The 16098-nt window shown below is 72.0% G+C and carries 15 protein-coding genes; 5 read left to right on the top strand and 10 right to left on the bottom strand.

Going from position 1 to position 16098, the window contains the following annotated elements:
* The first annotated feature begins 42 nt into the window (after positions 1 to 42).
* Both NE236_RS12800 and NE236_RS12795 read left to right on the top strand, forming a co-directional pair.
* Positions 43 to 753, top strand: a complete 711-nt coding sequence (locus NE236_RS12800) for an AzlC family ABC transporter permease (RefSeq protein ID WP_252842131.1) — start codon at positions 43 to 45, stop codon at positions 751 to 753.
* A 31-nt stretch (positions 754 to 784) separates the two neighbouring features.
* A complete protein-coding gene (locus tag NE236_RS12795) occupies positions 785 to 1096 on the top strand; it encodes an AzlD domain-containing protein (RefSeq protein WP_252842130.1) in 312 nt (103 codons plus the stop codon).
* Positions 1097 to 1138: 42 nt separating this feature from the next.
* On the opposite strand, the gene NE236_RS12790 is transcribed toward NE236_RS12795, so the two are convergent.
* From NE236_RS12790 to NE236_RS12765, 6 genes are read right to left on the bottom strand one after another with little or no spacing between them, the layout of a single operon-like run.
* Positions 1139 to 2140 carry a M24 family metallopeptidase gene (locus NE236_RS12790; protein WP_252842129.1) on the bottom strand — a complete coding sequence of 334 codons (1002 nt, stop codon included), beginning with the start codon at positions 2138 to 2140 and terminating at the stop codon, positions 1139 to 1141.
* A complete protein-coding gene (locus tag NE236_RS12785) occupies positions 2137 to 3057 on the bottom strand; it encodes an ABC transporter ATP-binding protein (protein WP_252842128.1) in 921 nt (306 codons plus the stop codon). Before NE236_RS12785 ends, NE236_RS12790 begins: the two co-directional genes overlap by 4 nt.
* Entirely contained in the window at positions 3054 to 3830 is a 777-nt protein-coding gene (locus NE236_RS12780) for an ABC transporter ATP-binding protein (protein ID WP_252842127.1), read from the bottom strand. Before NE236_RS12780 ends, NE236_RS12785 begins: the two co-directional genes overlap by 4 nt.
* The gene (locus NE236_RS12775; protein ID WP_252842126.1) at positions 3827 to 4672 is read right to left on the bottom strand and encodes an ABC transporter permease; all 846 of its coding nucleotides are present in this window, start codon (positions 4670 to 4672) and stop codon (positions 3827 to 3829) included. Before NE236_RS12775 ends, NE236_RS12780 begins: the two co-directional genes overlap by 4 nt.
* Positions 4669 to 5697 carry an ABC transporter permease gene (locus NE236_RS12770; protein ID WP_252842125.1) on the bottom strand — a complete coding sequence of 343 codons (1029 nt, stop codon included), beginning with the start codon at positions 5695 to 5697 and terminating at the stop codon, positions 4669 to 4671. The genes NE236_RS12775 and NE236_RS12770 overlap by 4 nt, the downstream gene beginning before the upstream one ends.
* Positions 5694 to 7283, bottom strand: coding sequence for an ABC transporter substrate-binding protein (locus tag NE236_RS12765; protein WP_252842124.1), 1590 nt, complete (start codon positions 7281 to 7283; stop codon positions 5694 to 5696). The genes NE236_RS12770 and NE236_RS12765 overlap by 4 nt, the downstream gene beginning before the upstream one ends.
* Positions 7284 to 7418: 135 nt before the next feature.
* Between NE236_RS12765 and NE236_RS12760 the strand changes: the two genes are divergently transcribed.
* Positions 7419 to 8042 (top strand): Lrp/AsnC family transcriptional regulator, encoded by a 624-nt coding sequence (locus tag NE236_RS12760; RefSeq protein WP_252842123.1) that lies wholly within the window; start codon positions 7419 to 7421, stop codon positions 8040 to 8042.
* 67 nt (positions 8043 to 8109) lie between these two features.
* On the opposite strand, the gene NE236_RS12755 is transcribed toward NE236_RS12760, so the two are convergent.
* From NE236_RS12755 to NE236_RS12740, 4 genes are all read right to left on the bottom strand, one after another.
* Positions 8110 to 8469 (bottom strand): avidin-fold protein, encoded by a 360-nt coding sequence (locus NE236_RS12755; protein ID WP_252842122.1) that lies wholly within the window; start codon positions 8467 to 8469, stop codon positions 8110 to 8112.
* A 260-nt stretch (positions 8470 to 8729) separates the two neighbouring features.
* Positions 8730 to 9659, bottom strand: coding sequence for an RluA family pseudouridine synthase (locus NE236_RS12750; RefSeq protein WP_252842121.1), 930 nt, complete (start codon positions 9657 to 9659; stop codon positions 8730 to 8732).
* On the bottom strand, positions 9659 to 10483 hold the full coding sequence (gene lspA / locus NE236_RS12745) for a signal peptidase II (protein ID WP_252842120.1): 825 nt from the start codon (positions 10481 to 10483) through the stop codon (positions 9659 to 9661). Before lspA ends, NE236_RS12750 begins: the two co-directional genes overlap by 1 nt.
* 8 nt (positions 10484 to 10491) lie before the next feature.
* Complete coding sequence (locus NE236_RS12740) at positions 10492 to 10902, bottom strand: TraR/DksA family transcriptional regulator (RefSeq protein WP_252842204.1); 411 nt, start codon at positions 10900 to 10902, stop codon at positions 10492 to 10494.
* A 610-nt stretch (positions 10903 to 11512) separates the two neighbouring features.
* Between NE236_RS12740 and ileS the strand changes: the two genes are divergently transcribed.
* Positions 11513 to 14704 (top strand): isoleucine--tRNA ligase, encoded by a 3192-nt coding sequence (gene ileS, locus NE236_RS12735; protein WP_252842119.1) that lies wholly within the window; start codon positions 11513 to 11515, stop codon positions 14702 to 14704.
* Between the two features lie 503 nt (positions 14705 to 15207).
* On the top strand, positions 15208 to 15957 hold the full coding sequence (locus tag NE236_RS12730) for a DUF1707 SHOCT-like domain-containing protein (protein ID WP_308209086.1): 750 nt from the start codon (positions 15208 to 15210) through the stop codon (positions 15955 to 15957).
* Positions 15958 to 16098 lie beyond the last annotated feature (141 nt).

Here is a 16098-nt window from a genome sequence, read left to right as displayed (position 1 = left end):
TTCGTGCAAGACCACCACAATCTGGGCCCCTAGCCTGCGGATATGGATTCGGACATACGCTCAGCGGTCCGCGACGGGCTGGGGGTCGGCGTGGCCGTCGGCCTGTCGGGGCTGGCATTTGGGGCCGCGGCCGTCGCGGCCGGGCTGGGGGTGGCGCAGGCCTGCGTCCTGAGCCTGGTGGCGTTCTCGGGAGCGTCGCAGTTCGCGCTGATCGGCGTGGTCGCCGGCGGCGGCAACCTGATCGCGGGAGCCGCCGGCGCGGTGCTGCTCGGGGGCCGGAACGCCCTTTACGGCCTGCGGCTCGCGCCGACGCTCGGCGTACGCGGATGGCGCCGGCTGCTGACGGCCCACGTCGTCATCGACGAGTCGACGGCGGTGGCCACCGCCCAGCCCGGCCCGCGGTCGGCCCGCGCGGGGTTCTGGGCCACCGCCATCAGCATCTACACCACCTGGAACCTCGCCACCCTGCTCGGCGCGGTCGGCGCGGCCCGGCTGGGCGACCCCAAGACGTACGGCCTCGACGTGGTCGGCCCGGCGGCCTTCCTCGCCCTGCTGTGGCCACGGCTTACCTCCGGGGGCACCGAACGCGTGGTCGCGCTGCTCGCGATGGCGATCGCGGTCGCGACGACGCCGCTGCTGCCCCCGGGCGTGCCGGTCATGCTCGCCGCCGTCGCCGCGCTGGCCGGGCTCCTACGCCGCCGGACGCCCCCGTCGGGTCAGTCCGACCGGCAGCGGGAGCTTTCGCACTCATGAGCCGGGTGCGACGATCACGAAGGAGGACCTGATGACCGTCTGGATCGCCGTCGTCGCGACCGGGCTGGGCTGCTACGCGCTCAAGCTCGCCGGGCTGGTCGCCCCGCAACGCGTGCTGGAGGACGAGCGGGTGCGGCGGTTCACCGCGCTGGTGCCGGTCGCGCTGCTGACCGCGCTGGTCGCCGTGCAGACCCTCGCGCACGGCCGGGCCCTGGAGCTGAACGGCCCCCGCCTGGCCGGGCTGGCCGCCGCCGTCGTCGCGCTGCTGCTGCGCGCCCCGTTCCTCGTGGTGCTGGTCGTCGCGGCGGCCGTCGCCGCCGGACTGCGCGTGCTCGGTCTGTAGGGGCTGTTTCAGGCGCGCGTTCGCACGGCGACCGCCCCCGTTCTAGAGGTCGACGACGTCGAGGAGGCGGGGGGTCTGGTTGAGCCGGCGGGCGCCGATGTCGGTGCAGACGACGACGTCCTCGATGCGTGCGCCGTACAACTCGGGCAGGTAGATGCCCGGTTCGATCGACATGGTCATGCCCGCGTCGAGGATGGTGTCCTCCTCGGGCGTGAGGTACGGCGGCTCGTACTGGTCGAGGCCGATGCCGTGGCCGGTGCGGTGGGCGATGAACGCGCCGTACCCGCTCTCGATGATGACGTCGCGGGCGATCGTGTCGATCTCGGCGGCCGCGACACCGGGGCGTACCGCCTCGCAGGCGGCGGTCTGGGCCGCGAGCACGACGGAGTACATGGCCTCGAAGTCCTCGGGGGGCTCGGCCACCGCGAACATCCGCGCGGTGTCGGAGCAGTAACCGCCGCACCGGCCGCCCACGTTCACCAGGACGGCGTCGCCGGGGTTGATCACCCGGCCGGCCGGCCGGTGGTGCGGGTCGGCCGAGTTCTCCCCCGCCGCGACGGTCACGAAGGTGACCTCGTCGTGGCCGGAGTCCAGCAGCAGGGTGTGCAGCCGCCGCGCCACCTCGCGCTCGGTCGAGCCGGACCAGGTGAACGCGCGGGCCGCGGTCAGCGCCCGGTCCGCCGCGATCGCCGCGCGCTCCATCAGCTCGATCTCCTCGGCGGACTTGCGGATCCGCAGTGGCGCGAGCAGTGGTGCCGCCGAGACCAGCGGTGTTCCGGGGCCGAGCCGTTCCTGGAGCGCGAGCAGTTCGTCCGCCGGCATCCGCGGGTCGACCGCCACCCGCGCGCCGGCGGGAATGAGCGAGCACACGTCGCCGTGCACCGCGCCGACGTGGACCGGCGGGCCGTCAGGCGTGATGACGAGGCATCCCGGGGGCGTCGCTCCGACCAGATACCTCAGGTCCGACGACCGCGACAGGACGAGCGCGCCGACGTCGTGCGCGGTGAGCAGGTCGCGCAGCCGGTCCAGGCGTTCCTCGCTCACTCGGCGGCCGGTTCCGCGGAGTCGTACAGCCAGCAGGCCACCCCGTCCCGTGGCACCGGTTCCCGGACCGAGCAGACGTCCATCACGTGCGGGCAACGCGGGTGGAAGCGGCAGCCCGAGGGCGGAGCGGCGGGGTTCGGCACGTCGCCGGGCAGCTCGGCGGGCAGTGTCCCGGAGCCGTCCGGTTCGGGGATCGCGGCGAGCAGCGCCCGGGTGTAGGGGTGTTTCGGATCGTCCCAGACCTCGGCGGTGGGACCGGTCTCCACGATCTTGCCGAGGTACATCACCGCGATCCGGTCCGCGATGAGCCGTACCACCGAAAGGTCGTGGCTGATGAACAGCAGCCCGGCGCCGGACTCGACGGCCAGGGCCCGCATCAGCCCGGCGACCTGTGCCTGCGCGGACGCGTCCAGCGCCGAGATGGGCTCGTCGCCGATCAGCAGGGACGGCTGTGCGGCGATGGCGCGGGCGATGGCGATGCGCTGCCGCTGCCCGCCGGAGAACTCATGGGGGTAGCGGCCGGCCATGTCCGCGTCGAGCCCGACCCGCTCCAGGAGCTCACCCGGCGTCGCGTCGCCGCGGAGCCCGTCGGCGATCTGCCTGCCCACCCGGCGGCGCGGGTTGAGGGACGCGAACGGGTCCTGGAACACCATCTGGATCCGGGTCAGCGCCGGGTCGCGGCGGCGCAGGCCGAGCGGGCCCACCGGACGGCCCTCGAAGTCGATCGAACCGGAGGTGGGGGCGGTGATCCCGCAGATGGCGCGGGCGAGCGTCGACTTGCCGCAGCCGGACTCGCCGACGAGGCCGACGACCTCGCCCGGCTCGACGGTGAGGCCGACCCCGGCGACCGCCCGGACCGGCGGCCGGTCCGGGCTGCGGTGGTCGACGACCAGGTCCTCGACGGACAGAAGGCTCATGGAGTGCTCCGGTCGGGCAGCGCGTCCAGCAGTTCGCGCGTGTACGGATCGGCGGGGTCGCGCATGACCCGGGCGCGCGGCCCGGTCTCGACGAGCCGGCCGTCCCGCATCACGCTGATCACGTCGGCGACCGCCGACATGACGCCGAGGTCGTGGGTGACGAGCAGGACCGCGAGGCCGAGGTCGTCGCACAGGTCGCGGAGCAGCCGGAGGATGCCGGCCTGCACGGTGACGTCCAGCGCCGTCGTCGGCTCGTCCGCGATCAGCACCCGGGGTTCGCAGGCGAGCGCGATGGCGATCGCGATGCGCTGCCGCATCCCGCCGGAGAACTGGTGCGGGTACCGGTCGAACGCGCCCTCAGGGTCGGGGATGCGGACCTTCCCGAGCAGTTCCACCGCCCGTTCCCGTGCCCGCCGGCGATCCAGGCCCAGATGATGGCGCATGTGGTCGGTGAGCTGACGCCCAGCGGAGAGCATGGGATGCAGGCTGGTCGACTGGTCCTGGAAGACCATCCCGATCTCGCTGCCCCGCCGCCGGTTCATCTCCTTCGGCGAGAGGCTCAGCAGGTCGGTGCCGCCCAGCGAGATCGTTCCGCCGGTGCGCGCGCCGTGCGGCAGCAGGCCGAGGACGGCCAGGCCGGTCATGGTCTTGCCCGAGCCGCTCTCCCCCGCCAGCCCGTGGACGTTCCCCGACTCCAGGGCGAGGTCGACGCCGCGGATGATCGGCCTGCCGCCCAGTTCGACGGTGAGTCCTTCGATGGCCAGGATCGTCACAGCGCCCGCTCCTTGATCGCCCGAGCGGTCCGCGGGTCGAGCGCGTCGCGCAGGGTGTCGCCGAGGAAGTTGAACGCCAGCACCACCGTGAGGATGGCCAGCCCCGGGAAGACCCCGACCCACCACTTGTCGAACACCTGGGTCGCCGACGCCACCATCGCCCCCCACTCCGCGGTCGGCGGCTTGGCGCCGAGACCGAGGAACGACAGGCCGGACAGCAGCAGCAGCTGGGTGCCGATGTCGAGGGTGGCCAGCACCAGGACCGGACCGGCCACGTTGGGCACCACGTCGGTGCGGAGCGAGCGCCACACGGAGAAGCCGAGCAGCCGTCCGCTGAGCACGAACTCGCGTGTTCGCAGGCCGAGCACGAGACCCCGGGTGACGCGCGCGTACGCCGGCCAGGAGACGACGAGGACCGCGAGCACCGCGTTGCGCAGGCTGGCGCCGAGCGAGGCGGCCACGGCCATCGCCAGGATGACCGTCGGGAAGGCGAAGACCAGGTCGGCGACGCGCATGATCGTCTCGTCCACCCAGCGGCCGAAGTAGCCGGCGCACGCGCCGAGCAGGCCGCCGATGACCACCGACAGCGCCACCAGCAGCAGGGTCAGCGGGATCGAAAGCCGCGCGCCGTACAGGACCCTGCTGAGCACGTCCCGGCCCAGGTCGTCGGTGCCGAACCAGTGCTCGCCGCCGGGTGGGCGGAGCCGGGGGAACTTCTGCGCGAGCGGATCGTACGGCGCGAGCAGCGGCGCCGCGACCACGACGATCAGCCAGGCGGCGGTGACGACGAGGCCGGTCACGGCGAGGGGCCTGCGCCACGCCTCCGGAAGACGGCGGATCACGTCGTGCTCCTCACTCTCGGGTCGATCACGCCGTACAGCACGTCGACGATGAGGTTGACCACGACGTAGATCGCGCCGACGACGAGGCCGACGCCCATGACCGCGGGAAGGTCGAGGTTGGTCGCGCTCTTGTAGGCGTACTGACCGATGCCGGGCCAGGCGAAGATCGACTCCACCAGCACCGTGCCGGACAGCAGGCTGCCGAACGCCAGCCCGGCCACCGTGATGATCGGGACCAGCGCGGCCCGCAGCACGTACTGCAGCAGCACCACACGGCCGGGCAGGCCCTTGGCACGGGCCGCCCGCACGTAGTCCTGGCCGAGCACCTCCAGCACCGCGGAGCGGGTGAACCGGGTCAGCAGCCCGATCGTGTACGCGGCGAGCACCAGGGCGGGCAGTGCCAGGTGCCCGACGGCGCCGGCGAACACGTCCCACTGCCCGGCCATCGCCGCGTCCACCGTGTACAGGCCGGTGACGTGCGGCGGCGGTGTCATGGTGGGGGCGAGGCGACCGGACCCGGGGGCCAGCCGCAGCCGGTAGAAGACGAAGTAGAACGCGAGCAGGGCCAGCCAGAAGGTCGGCACCGACACCCCGGCGAGGCTGGTCACCCGCAGGAACTGGTCGACGAGCCGGTCCCGGCGCAACGCCGCGATCACGCCGAACGCGACGCCGACCACCAGCGACAGCACCAGCGCCGCGCCGGCCAGCTCGAACGTCGCCGGCACGAACTCCGCCAGGTCCGCGTCGACCGGGCGGTGGCTCTGCTGCGACTCGCCCAGGTCGCCCTGGACGAGGTGGCCGAGGTAGGTGACGTACTGGACCGGGAGTGGCTTGTCCAGGCCGTTCTGCTCGCGGAACTGCTTGACGATCGCGGGGTTGCCGAGGGCCTGCTGTCCCAGGTTGGCGGCGGCGGGGTCACCCGGCACCAGATTGGTGAGGGTGAAGGTGATCAGGGTCACCCCGACGGCCAGCAGTACGGAGACCGCCAGCCGCCGGGCCAGGAAGCGGAACAGCGGGTGCTTCATTTGCTGCCGAGCGCCGCGATGTCGATGGTCCACACCGGGTTGAGCGCCAGTCCCGTCACGGTGCCGGCGGTGACCACGTGCTGGCTCGGCTGGAGCAGCGGCGTGATCGGCCCGGCCGCGTTCAGCTGGGTCTGGATCTGCTGGTACTGCTGCGTGCGGCCATCGCCGATGGTCTGGGCCGCCTTGTCACCGGCGCTCTCCAGCGCCGCCGCGTCGCCCTTCTTCCAGCCGGCACGCAGGCCGATGAGCTTGCCGGGCAGGAAGGCGAGGTAGTCGCTAGCGTCCGGGTAGTCCGGGCTCCACCACCACAGGCCCATCTCCTCCTTGCCGTCGCGGTAGTTCTGCAGCGCGGTCGCGATCGGCGCGGGGGCCAGGTCGACGGTGATGCCGACCTCTTTCAGGTTCGCCTGGACGCGCTCGGCGAGCGGCTGGAAGGACAGGCCGTTCAGCGTGTAGTCGCTCGGGAACTCCAGCTTGACCTTGGGGTTCGGGATACCGCTCGCGGCGAGCGCCGCCTTGGCGCCGGCCACGTCGCGCTTGGGCGCCTGGTCGGCGGGCAGCGCACCGTTGATCATCGACGGCACGATCCCGGCCGCCTGCACCGAGCCCTCGCCGGCGAGCTGGAGCAGCCCCGGGTAGTCGATGCCCTTCCGGACGGCCTCGACGAACTTCGGGTTGGACGTGGTCTTGCTGACGGCTGCGCTGTGGTTGGCCAGCAGGAAGAACACGTTCGCCGAGGCGCCCTTGGCGACCTGCAATCCCCCGCCGACGCCCTGCGCCTGGTCGGCCGACAGGTCCAGCGCGATCTGGCTGTCGCCACGCTGGACGTTAAGCTTCTGCGTCGGCGCCTGGACGTTGCGGATCACGACCCGGCCGTACGTCGGCTTGGTCTGACCCCAGTACTTGTCGTTGGCCTTGAGCACGACCTGCGTGCTGGCGTTGAACGACTCCAGCACGTACGGGCCGGAGCCCGCCGACTGGCCGTTGAGGAACGACTCCGCCTTGTCATCGGCGCCCTGGGTGCCGCCGTGCGCCTGGAGGACCTTGGAGTTGACGATGCCGAGCGCCGGGTTGGGCAGGATGAACGGCAGCGCCGGATTCGGCTTCGGCGAGACGAGCTCGATGGTCGTGTCATCGACCTTCTTCACGGTCACGCCGTCCAGCAGGAACGACGGGTTGCCCTTGAGGTCACGGACCCGGTTCAGGGAGAACACCACGTCGTCGGCGGTGACCGGGCTGCCGTCGGAGAACGTCGCGCCCTTCCGCAGCTTCAGCGTCATCGTCTTGCCGTCCTTGGACAGCTCGTACGACTCGGCCAGCGCGGGCACCGGCTTGCCGACGTCGGACCCGGCGAAGGTCAGCAGCGTGTCGTACAGCGCCCGGTCGACCAGCAGACCGGTCTGCTCGTACATCCGGCCGGGGTCGGCGGTCTTCAGGTTGAACGACGTGTCGATGACCAGCGATTTCCCCCCGGACGCCGAGGAGGACGAGGAGGATCCGCTGCCGGAGCACGCGGTCAGGCTGATCGCGGACGCCACGAGTACGGGCAGGATCGCCCGCCGCGGCACGGAGCGCAGGCTCGGCATGTACAGCCTCCGATGATTTCGGTCTGGGCGAAAAGTCCGCATCTAGACGTTTAAGCGTCGATAGTGCAGTGTTGCGCCAATGGTGTCCACAAACACCGCGAAAGTCGAGATGAACTGCTCAGGGGGCGCGAGATCATGGCCGAAACGTCGGACGGACCGTCGTCTGGGGAGTGGCGGCCTGGACAAATCCCTCCCGGCCTCGACGCCGTCAGCGTCCGGATGCTGGACGTGCTGCGCGAGGACGGCAGGATCTCCATCGCCGCCCTCGCACAGCAGGTGGGCATCTCCCGCGCCAACGCCTACAGCCGGTTCGAGGCCCTGCGGGCGAACGGCGTGATCGTCCGGTTCACCGCCCAGGTCGACCACGTCCGCAGCGGGCTGGGCGTGTGCGCACTGGTCTTCGTCACCGTCCGCCAGCAGATGTGGCGGCAGTTCCGGAACCAGCTCGCGCTGATGCCCGAGGTGGAGTACTGCGCGATCACCACCGGCCAGCACGACGCGATGATCCAGATCAGGGTCCCCGACGTGGCCACGGTGCATCACCTCGTCACGCATCGGCTGGCGAGCATCCCGGCCGTCAAGGCGACCGAGACGGTGTTCATCCTCGACGAGGTGCTGCGCCGCCCGTACGTCCTGCCCTCGGATCAGCGACCGCTGCCCAAGCCGTCGGACGCCGCCCCCGGCGCCGACTCGATGCCACTGGGAATGACGCGATTCGTGCGCGCGGACGCCGGCCGCGCCGGCCTGAGCGAGCTCTAGAACGACCGGCGACCGGCGACGGGCGCCGGCCGTGGGGCGCCGATCCGGTGCCCATGGCCGGCCGCTCTCAGGCGGGGAGTTCCTCGCAGACGCTGACCTGCGGCGTGTCGTCCCCGTCGAACGTGAACTCCTCGACCAGTCGGAGCCGCCCGTCCGGCAGCGGCTCGATGCGGCTGGTGCTGCGCCCGGCCACCGGCGAGTCGCCGTCCCTGGTCAGGTGCACGTAACTGAGTTCGATCTCGTCCTGGCGCCGGACTCCGACGAACCGCCCGTGCAGCACCGTGTCACCCTCGTAGCCACCCCAGATCACGCCGTCCTCCTCCCGGTAGTCGAACCGGGTGGGCGCGTCGGGATCCACCCGGCTCGCCGTCGAGCTGACCATGGCGAACCGCCGGCCGTCCAGGTTGAGCTGCGTCGTCTCGTTCACGGCATGCATCGTGCCGGGTTTCGCGCCATCCGCAACCGGCGCTGAACACTTCGCCGAGCACGCGCCCTTCGCTTGGACGAACCGCGGGATCCCACCCCGGAAACCGCCCATACGTCTCGATCCGGGGCTGCCTGCGCGACGACCGGAACCTGGAGGCCGCCACCGGCGTGGCGGAGCCAGGCGTTCCGGAACCACCCTCGCCCCGCATGCCGGTCACGGCCGCGAGATCGGCACCGTCTCCGCCCGGCGCGGCGAAGAGGTCAGGACTCGGCGGCGACCAGGTCGAGGGCTCGCGCCAGGTCGTCCGGGTAGGGACTCTCGAACTCCACCCAGTGGCCCTGCGTCGGGTGCTCGAATCCGAGACGGACCGCGTGCAGCCACTGCCGGGTCACCCCCAGCCGGGCGGACAGGGTGGGGTCGGCGCCGTAGAGCAGGTCCCCGACACAGGGATGACGGACCGCCGACATGTGCACGCGGATCTGGTGGGTGCGCCCGGTCTCGAGCTTGATGTCGAGCAGGCTGGCCGCCCGGAACGCCTCGATGGTGTCGTAGTGGGTGACCGAGGGCCGGCCTCCCGCCACCACGGCCCACCGGCCGTCGCCGGACGGGTGCCGATCGATCGGCGCGTCGATGGTGCCGCGCAGCGGGTCCGGGTGTCCCTGGACGAGCGCGTGGTACCGCTTGTCGACGGTCCGTTCCTTGAACGCGCGCTTCAGCCGGGAGTAGGCGATCTCGCTCTTGGCGACGGCCATCGCCCCGGTCGTGTTGGCGTCCAGGCGGTGCACGATGCCCTGACGCTCGGCGGCGCCGCTCGTGGCGATGGTGTGACCGGAGCCGAGCAGGCCGCCCAGCACCGTCGGGCCGGTCCAGCCGGTCGTGGGGTGGGCGGCGACACCGATCGGCTTGTTGACGACGACGATGTCGGCGTCCTCGTACAGGATCGTCATGCCCGGAACCGGCTCCGGCTGCGGCGTCGGCGCGGACGGCGGCGCCGGGAGGGTCACCTCGAGCCAGGTGCCCGCCTGCATGCGGTCGGACTTGGCGGCTGCGCGTCCGTCGACCAGGACGTCACCGGCCGCGATGACCTCGGCCGCGCGGGTGCGCGACAGCCCGAAGAGCCGGGCCAGCGCCGCGTCGAGCCGCTCCCCCTCCAGGCCGTCGGGCACGGGCAGGCCGCGATGCTCGCCCATCAGTGCTTCGCATCCGGGACGGAGGCCTCTGGCGCGGTCGGGCCGTCGTCGGAGGAGGACTCGTCGCGCGGGGCGGAACCGTCGGCGTTCCGGCCGGCCGGAACGCCACCGTCGGCCGCGGAGCGGTCTTCGCCTGGCCCGGCGGACGCCGGCGCCGCGGAATCGGCGGATTCGTGCTCGGCCGGGCCCTTGACGGGCTTCGCCGGGCCGTCGTCCTTCGCCTGGCCGCCGTCGTTGGCCTGGCCGCCGTCGTCGGCCGATCCGTCGTCCTTCACGGGATCGCCGCTCTTCGCGGCGTCGCTTTTCTCACCGCCGTCGCGGTAGACGGTGCCGTCCACCTGGAGTCCGCGGGAGGCCAGCACGACGGCGAGCGCCCCGCCGCACACGATCGCCGAGTCGGCCAGGTTGAACACGGGCCAGTGCGGCAGCTCGATCCAGTCCACGACATGCCCGCGCAGCGGCCCCGGGGACCGCAGCATCCGGTCGGCGAGGTTGCCCAGGGCACCGCCGAGCAGGAGGCCGAGGGTGACGGCCCAGGGCAGGCTGCGCAACCGCCGGGCGTACCGCAGGATCGCCACGACGACCCCGGTCGCGATGACGGTGAAGACGTAGGTCATGCCGATACCGATGTTGAAGGCGGCACCGCTGTTCCGGATCACCCGCAGGGTCAGCAGCCCGCCGAGCAGCTCGACGGGCGAATGGTCCTGCAGCATCGCCACGACGATGACCTTGCTGATCGCGTCGACGGCGAGGGCGGCCGCCGCGACGGCGACGAGCACGCCGATGCGCCGTGGCCGTGCGGCGACTTCTTGCTCTGGGTTCATGGCGTCGCTCAGCGACGCTCCTCGCGCTGTTTGCATCTCACACATAGGGTCGCACGCGGAAAGGCCTGCAGGCGCGCCTTGCCGATCGCCTGGCCGCACGACTCGCACACCCCGTAGGTGCCCTGATCGATCCGGACGATCGCGCGTTCGTTCTGGGCGAGCAGGTCACGCGCGTTGTAGGTCAGCGCCATCGCCTGCTCACGCTCGAACGTCTTGGCCCCCGCGTCCGCCTGATCGTCGCCCGCGCCCTCGGCGGCGTCGTGGATGCGCTCGGCGATCTGCGACTCGGCCGTCGCGATCTCGGTGGTCAGCTCCCCCATCTCCACCTGCAACCGATCGCGGACCTCGGACAGCTCGGTGCTGGTCCAGCGGTCCTCCCCCTCGCGGACCGGGAGCCGTTGCGCCGTGGCCGTGGAGATCTGCTGAGCCTTGGCCGACCGGTGACGCGGCCCGGAGCGTGATGCGCGGGGCGCCTCGGCTGTGCGATTCTTATCTCCCGCACCAGTGGTACCGTCCATGTGGGCCCCCTCGCGCTGATCTTGTTTTTCGGCAGTGCGGGCAGCATAGGTCGCGGTTCGCCAGACGGCAAATGACCAGCGGTTGTCACACTCCGCATATCGCCCATCACGCCACCAGAGCGGCACTTTCCCCTGGCGTGTCATTGCCCGCGCTTGACCTCCCCGGGCCGACCGAAACCACCCCGTGGCCGCCTCCGCTCCCTGATCGGGAAGAAGTCACCCGCCCCTGTGCGTTATCGTCGCTATCGGCAAGGCGTTGATGGGGACACCTGCCGCCGTACGCAGCCATGAGCGACCCGGAGACGGTGCGAGTCCGGGGGCCGGCGTGGCGGTCTGATCACCCCGTAGCCGCCGGCAGAACGGCCATCAGGCCCAGTAGATCCGGCAGCCGACCGCAATGAGCGGGTCGTTCCCCTTCCCAGGAGCGGCCAAGGAGGGTGGTACCGCGGGGCTGCAACGCCTCGTCCCTCCGGTACACGTGCCAGTTCGTGAACGCCGGAGGTGCACCCGAATGCCTGACGAGCCGCAGGCCACGCCCGAGACGGGGCGCGGCAGGCTGCGTACCCTTCCCACCCAGGTCGACCTGCCCGCGCTGGAGCGCGAGGTCCTGACCCGGTGGCGGCAGGGCAAGGTCTTCCAGCGGTCCCTGGAGCAGACCGAGGCCGGCCCCCCGTGGGTCTTCTACGAGGGACCGCCGACCGCGAACGGCATGCCCGGCGTGCACCACGTCGAGGCGCGCGTGTTCAAGGACCTGTTCCCCCGTTTCAAGACGATGAAGGGCTACAGCGTCCGCCGCAAGGCCGGCTGGGACTGTCACGGCCTGCCCGTCGAGGTGGCCGTCGAGAAAGAGCTCGGCATCTCCGGCAAACGCGACATCGAGTCGTACGGCGTCGCGGAGTTCAACGCCCGCTGCCGCGAGTCCGTGCTGCGCCACGTCGACGCCTTCGAGTCGATGACCGAGCGCATGGGCTACTGGGTCGACCTCGCCCAGGCCTACCGCACCATGGACCCCGAGTACGTCGAGTCGGTCTGGTGGTCCCTCAAGGTCATCTTCGACAAGGGCCTGCTCGTCCGCGACCACCGCATCAGCCCGTACTGCCCGCGCTGCGGCACTCCCCTCTCCGACCACGAGCTCGGCCAGCCGGGCGGGTACGAGACCGTCACCGACCCGTCGGTGACCGTACGGTTCCCGATCGCCGGCGGGCCCCTCGAGGGCGCCGACCTCCTCGTCTGGACGACGACGCCCTGGACGCTGGTCTCCAACACCGCCGTCGCGGTGCACCCGGACGTCACGTACGTCGTCGCCGCCCGCTCCGGTGAGCCGGGCCGCGTCGTGGTCGCCGAGCCGCTGTTCGCCCGCGTCCTCGGCGAGGGCTGGCACATCGTCTCCCGCGTCGCGGGCTCCGACCTGGTCGGCACCTCCTACCGTCGGCCGTTCGACCTGGTGGAGATCCCCGACGCGCACCGCGTACTGGGCGCCGACTTCGTCACCACCGAGGACGGCACCGGCCTGGTGCACATGGCCCCCGCCTTCGGCGCCGACGACTTCGCGGCCTGCCGGGCGGCCGGCATGCCCATCGTGAACCCGATCAACCCGGACGGCCGGTTCGACCTGTCGGTGCCGCTCGTGGGCGGCGTGTTCTTCAAGGACGCCGACGCGCGCCTCGTCGAGAGCCTGCGGGAGCGCGGCCTGCTGTTCCGCGTGGAGCAGTACGAGCACAGCTACCCGCACTGCTGGCGGTGCCACACTCCGCTGCTCTACTACGCGCTGCCCGCCTGGTACATCAAGACCACGGCCATCAAGGACCGCCTCCTCGAGGAGAACCAGCACACCAACTGGTTCCCGGAAACGATCAAGGAGGGCCGCTACGGCGAGTGGCTGCGGAACAACGTCGACTGGTCGCTGTCCCGCAGCCGCTACTGGGGCACGCCGCTGCCGCTGTGGCTGTGCGAGGACGACCACGCGACCTGCGTCGGGTCCCTCAAGGAGCTCGGCGAGCTCGCCGGGCAGGACCTGAACACGCTCGACCCGCACCGTCCGTACGTCGACGACGTCGTCTTCGCCTGCCCGGAGTGCGGCAAGGAGGCCCGCCGCGTCCCGGACGTGATCGACGCCTGGTACGACTCCGGCTCCATGCCGTTCGCCCAGTGGGGCGCGCCGCACCGGCAGAACGAGACCTTCGAGGCGGCCTACCCCGCGCAGTACATCTGCGAGGCCATCGACCAGACCCGCGGCTGGTTCTACTCGCTGATGGCCGTCGGCACGCTCGTCTTCGACCGGTCGTCGTACGAGAACGTCGTCTGCCTCGGCCACATCCTCGCCGAGGACGGCCGGAAGATGAGCAAGCACATCGGCAACGTCCTGGAGCCCATCCCGCTCATGGACAAGCACGGCGCCGACGCCCTGCGCTGGTACATGGCGGCCGCCGGCCAGCCGTGGGCGGCCCGCCGCGTCGGTGACACCGCACTCGAGGAGATCGTCCGGAAGATCCTCCTGACCTACTGGAACACCGCGTCGTTCTTCGCGCTGTACGCCAACGCGTCGGGCTGGACACCGGGCGCGCCCGCCCCCGCGCACGCCGACCGGCCGCTGCTGGACCGGTGGATCCTGGCCGAGCTGCACCGTACGGTGCGCGAGGTGGACACCGCGCTGGAGGGCTTCGACACCGCCGCCGCGGGCCGCCGCCTCGCGGAGTTCGTCGACGACCTGTCCAACTGGTACGTCCGCCGCTCCCGGCGCCGCTTCTGGGAGGGGCCCGAGGACGGCGGGGACGGCGAGAACGCCGCGGCCTTCGCCACCCTGTACGAGTGCCTGGAGACGCTGACGCGGCTCATGGCACCGATCGCCCCGTTCGTCACCGACTACGTCTGGGACGTCCTGCGGCGCGACGGAGACCCCGACTCGGTCCACCTGACGACCTGGCCGGAGGTGAACGAGACGCTGCTCGACCCCGCGCTGTCCGCTCGGATGGCTCTCGTCCGGCGCCTCGTGGAGCTCGGCCGGTCCGCCCGGGCCGCCTCGGGCGTCCGCACCCGCCAGCCGCTCGGCCGCGCCCTCGTCGGCGCCGCGGGCTGGGCGTCGCTACCCGACGAGCTGCGCGGGCAGATCGCGGACGAGCTGAACGTCCAGGGCTTCGACACGCTCGCCTCGATCGGCGGCGAACTCGTCGAGTACCAGGTCAAGCCGAACTTCCGCGAGCTGGGCAAGCGGTTCGGCAAGCAGACCCCGAAGGTCGCGGCGGCCGTCACCTCGGCCGACGCGGCCGGGCTCGTCCACGCCCTGCGCGACGTCGGCACGTTCGCCGTCGAGGCGGCCGAGGTCGGGAAGGTGGACCTGACGCCGGACGACGTGATCGTCACCGAGCGGCCGCGAAGCGGCTGGGCGGTGGAGAGCGCCGCCGGCGAGACGGTCGCGCTGGACCTGACCGTCACGCCGGAGCTGCGCCGCGCCGGTCTCGTCCGCGAGGTGATCCGCCTCGTCCAGGACGCCCGCAAGAACAGCGGCCTGGACATCTCCGACCGGATCGACCTGTGGTGGCGGACCAGCGACGCCGACCTCGCCGCCGCGCTGCGCGAACACGGCGACGAGGTCGCCGGTGAGGTCCTCGCGGACACGTGGCAGGACGGCGAGCCCGAGTCGGACCTGCCGGCCGTCCGCGACGAGGACCTGCGCCTGACCTTCTGGCTCCGCCGCTCCGCCTGACCCTCCGGCCGGCCACCCCGAGGTCGGCGCCGATCCCCCGGGACCGGCGCCGATCCCCCGGGACCGGCGCCGACTCACCGGGACCGGCGCCGACGCGCCAGGATTGGCGCCCACGCGCCAGGATTGGCGCCGATCCCCCGGGACTCGTGCGACCCGTCGGGATCCATGCCGGCCCGCCAGGACCGGGGCCGACCCACCGAGACCAGCGCCGATCTCTCCTGCGACCCGTCGGGACCCGTGCCGACCCGCCAGGATCGGTGCCGGCCCATCGGAACCGGGGCCGACCCGCCGGGCCCTCCGAACGGCCTTGGAGATCAGCGTGGCCCGGTCGGCCGGATTCGTCCGGCCCACCGGCCGTACCCGGGCGCGACCTCCACCCCAGGGCCCGGGCGCGACCTTCCGCCCGGGCCCGGCCACTCCCGCCCCGGCCCGGGGGCATGGATCGGTCAGGGAGGGGATCGCGGCGGGTGGCCGCGGCCGGTCGGGTGCGGAATGATGCTGGCGTGGACCTTCCCGACAAGCCCGTTGAGGCCGATCCCGGGCGAATGCGCGCGTCGGACGCCGACCGCGACCGGATCGCCGACCAACTACGCGAGGCCCTCGCCGAGGGGCGACTCACGCCCGATGAGCACTCCGAACGCCTCGACGCCGTGTATCAGGCGAAGACCTACGCCGAGCTGGCGCCGATAGTCGCGGATCTCCCGGCGACCGGCGGGAGCAGGCCCGCGCCCGTGGTGCGCGACGACCTGCCCGCCCCGCAGGCGGGCTCACCCAACCTAGTGGCGATCTTCAGCGGTGCCGAGCGCAAGGGACGCTGGCTGGTCGAGCCGCAGACCAACGTCGTCTCCGTGCTCGGCGGCGTCGAACTCGACCTTCGCCAAGCGGTGCTGGCGCAACGCGAGGTGAACATCAACGTCGTCGCGATCCTCGGCGGCGTTTCGATCACCGTTCCCCCGGGAGTGCGGGTGGTCAGCTCCGTGGCCTCCATCCTGGGCGGCTGCTCACTGCCGCCTGACGACGCGGTGGGCGCGGACGCCCCGGTCATCCGGCTCACAGGGATGGCGTTGCTCAGCGGGATCGACGTCAAGCGCCTGGCCGCGGACGCGTCCGCGGGCTCGGGCGAGATCGGCGGGCGCGACTTCCACACGCGGCAGCGGCATCTCCACCGGGAGTTCCGGGAGAAGCAGCGCGCGGTCCACCGCGAGTTCCGGGAGCAGCAGCGCCAGCTACGGCGTCAGCAGCGAGACCGCTGAGCGCCGCTCTCCCCAAGGTCGCCGTCAGTAGCGAGCTCGCCGACCTCGTCCCCGGGTTCAACGTACGCAACCACGCACGCTCGGCGTGGGTATTCGTCAACATGCCCCGCCCCCACATAGCCGGGGCCGGTAGATGCGCCC

Origin of the sequence: Actinoallomurus purpureus (genome assembly GCF_024055795.1) — a bacterium.
Taxonomy (GTDB): Bacteria; Actinomycetota; Actinomycetes; order Streptosporangiales; family Streptosporangiaceae; genus Actinoallomurus; species Actinoallomurus purpureus.
Note: the sequence above shows the minus strand (reverse complement) of the source record. Positions and strands in the feature narration are given on the sequence as shown.

Excerpts from the sequence above, each read along its gene's own strand:
- lspA (WP_252842120.1), bottom strand. The coding sequence starts at position 10,483 with ATGAACCCAGAGCAAGAAGTCGCCGCACGGCCACGGCGCATCGGCGTG.
- NE236_RS12765 (WP_252842124.1), bottom strand. The coding sequence starts at position 7,283 with ATGCCGAGCCTGCGCTCCGTGCCGCGGCGGGCGATCCTGCCCGTACTC.
- ileS (WP_252842119.1), top strand. The coding sequence starts at position 11,513 with ATGCCTGACGAGCCGCAGGCCACGCCCGAGACGGGGCGCGGCAGGCTG.
- NE236_RS12770 (WP_252842125.1), bottom strand. The coding sequence starts at position 5,697 with ATGAAGCACCCGCTGTTCCGCTTCCTGGCCCGGCGGCTGGCGGTCTCC.
- NE236_RS12785 (WP_252842128.1), bottom strand. The coding sequence starts at position 3,057 with ATGAGCCTTCTGTCCGTCGAGGACCTGGTCGTCGACCACCGCAGCCCG.
- NE236_RS12750 (WP_252842121.1), bottom strand. The coding sequence starts at position 9,659 with ATGGGCGAGCATCGCGGCCTGCCCGTGCCCGACGGCCTGGAGGGGGAG.
- NE236_RS12800 (WP_252842131.1), top strand. The coding sequence starts at position 43 with ATGGATTCGGACATACGCTCAGCGGTCCGCGACGGGCTGGGGGTCGGC.
- NE236_RS12795 (WP_252842130.1), top strand. The coding sequence starts at position 785 with ATGACCGTCTGGATCGCCGTCGTCGCGACCGGGCTGGGCTGCTACGCG.
- NE236_RS12760 (WP_252842123.1), top strand. The coding sequence starts at position 7,419 with ATGGCCGAAACGTCGGACGGACCGTCGTCTGGGGAGTGGCGGCCTGGA.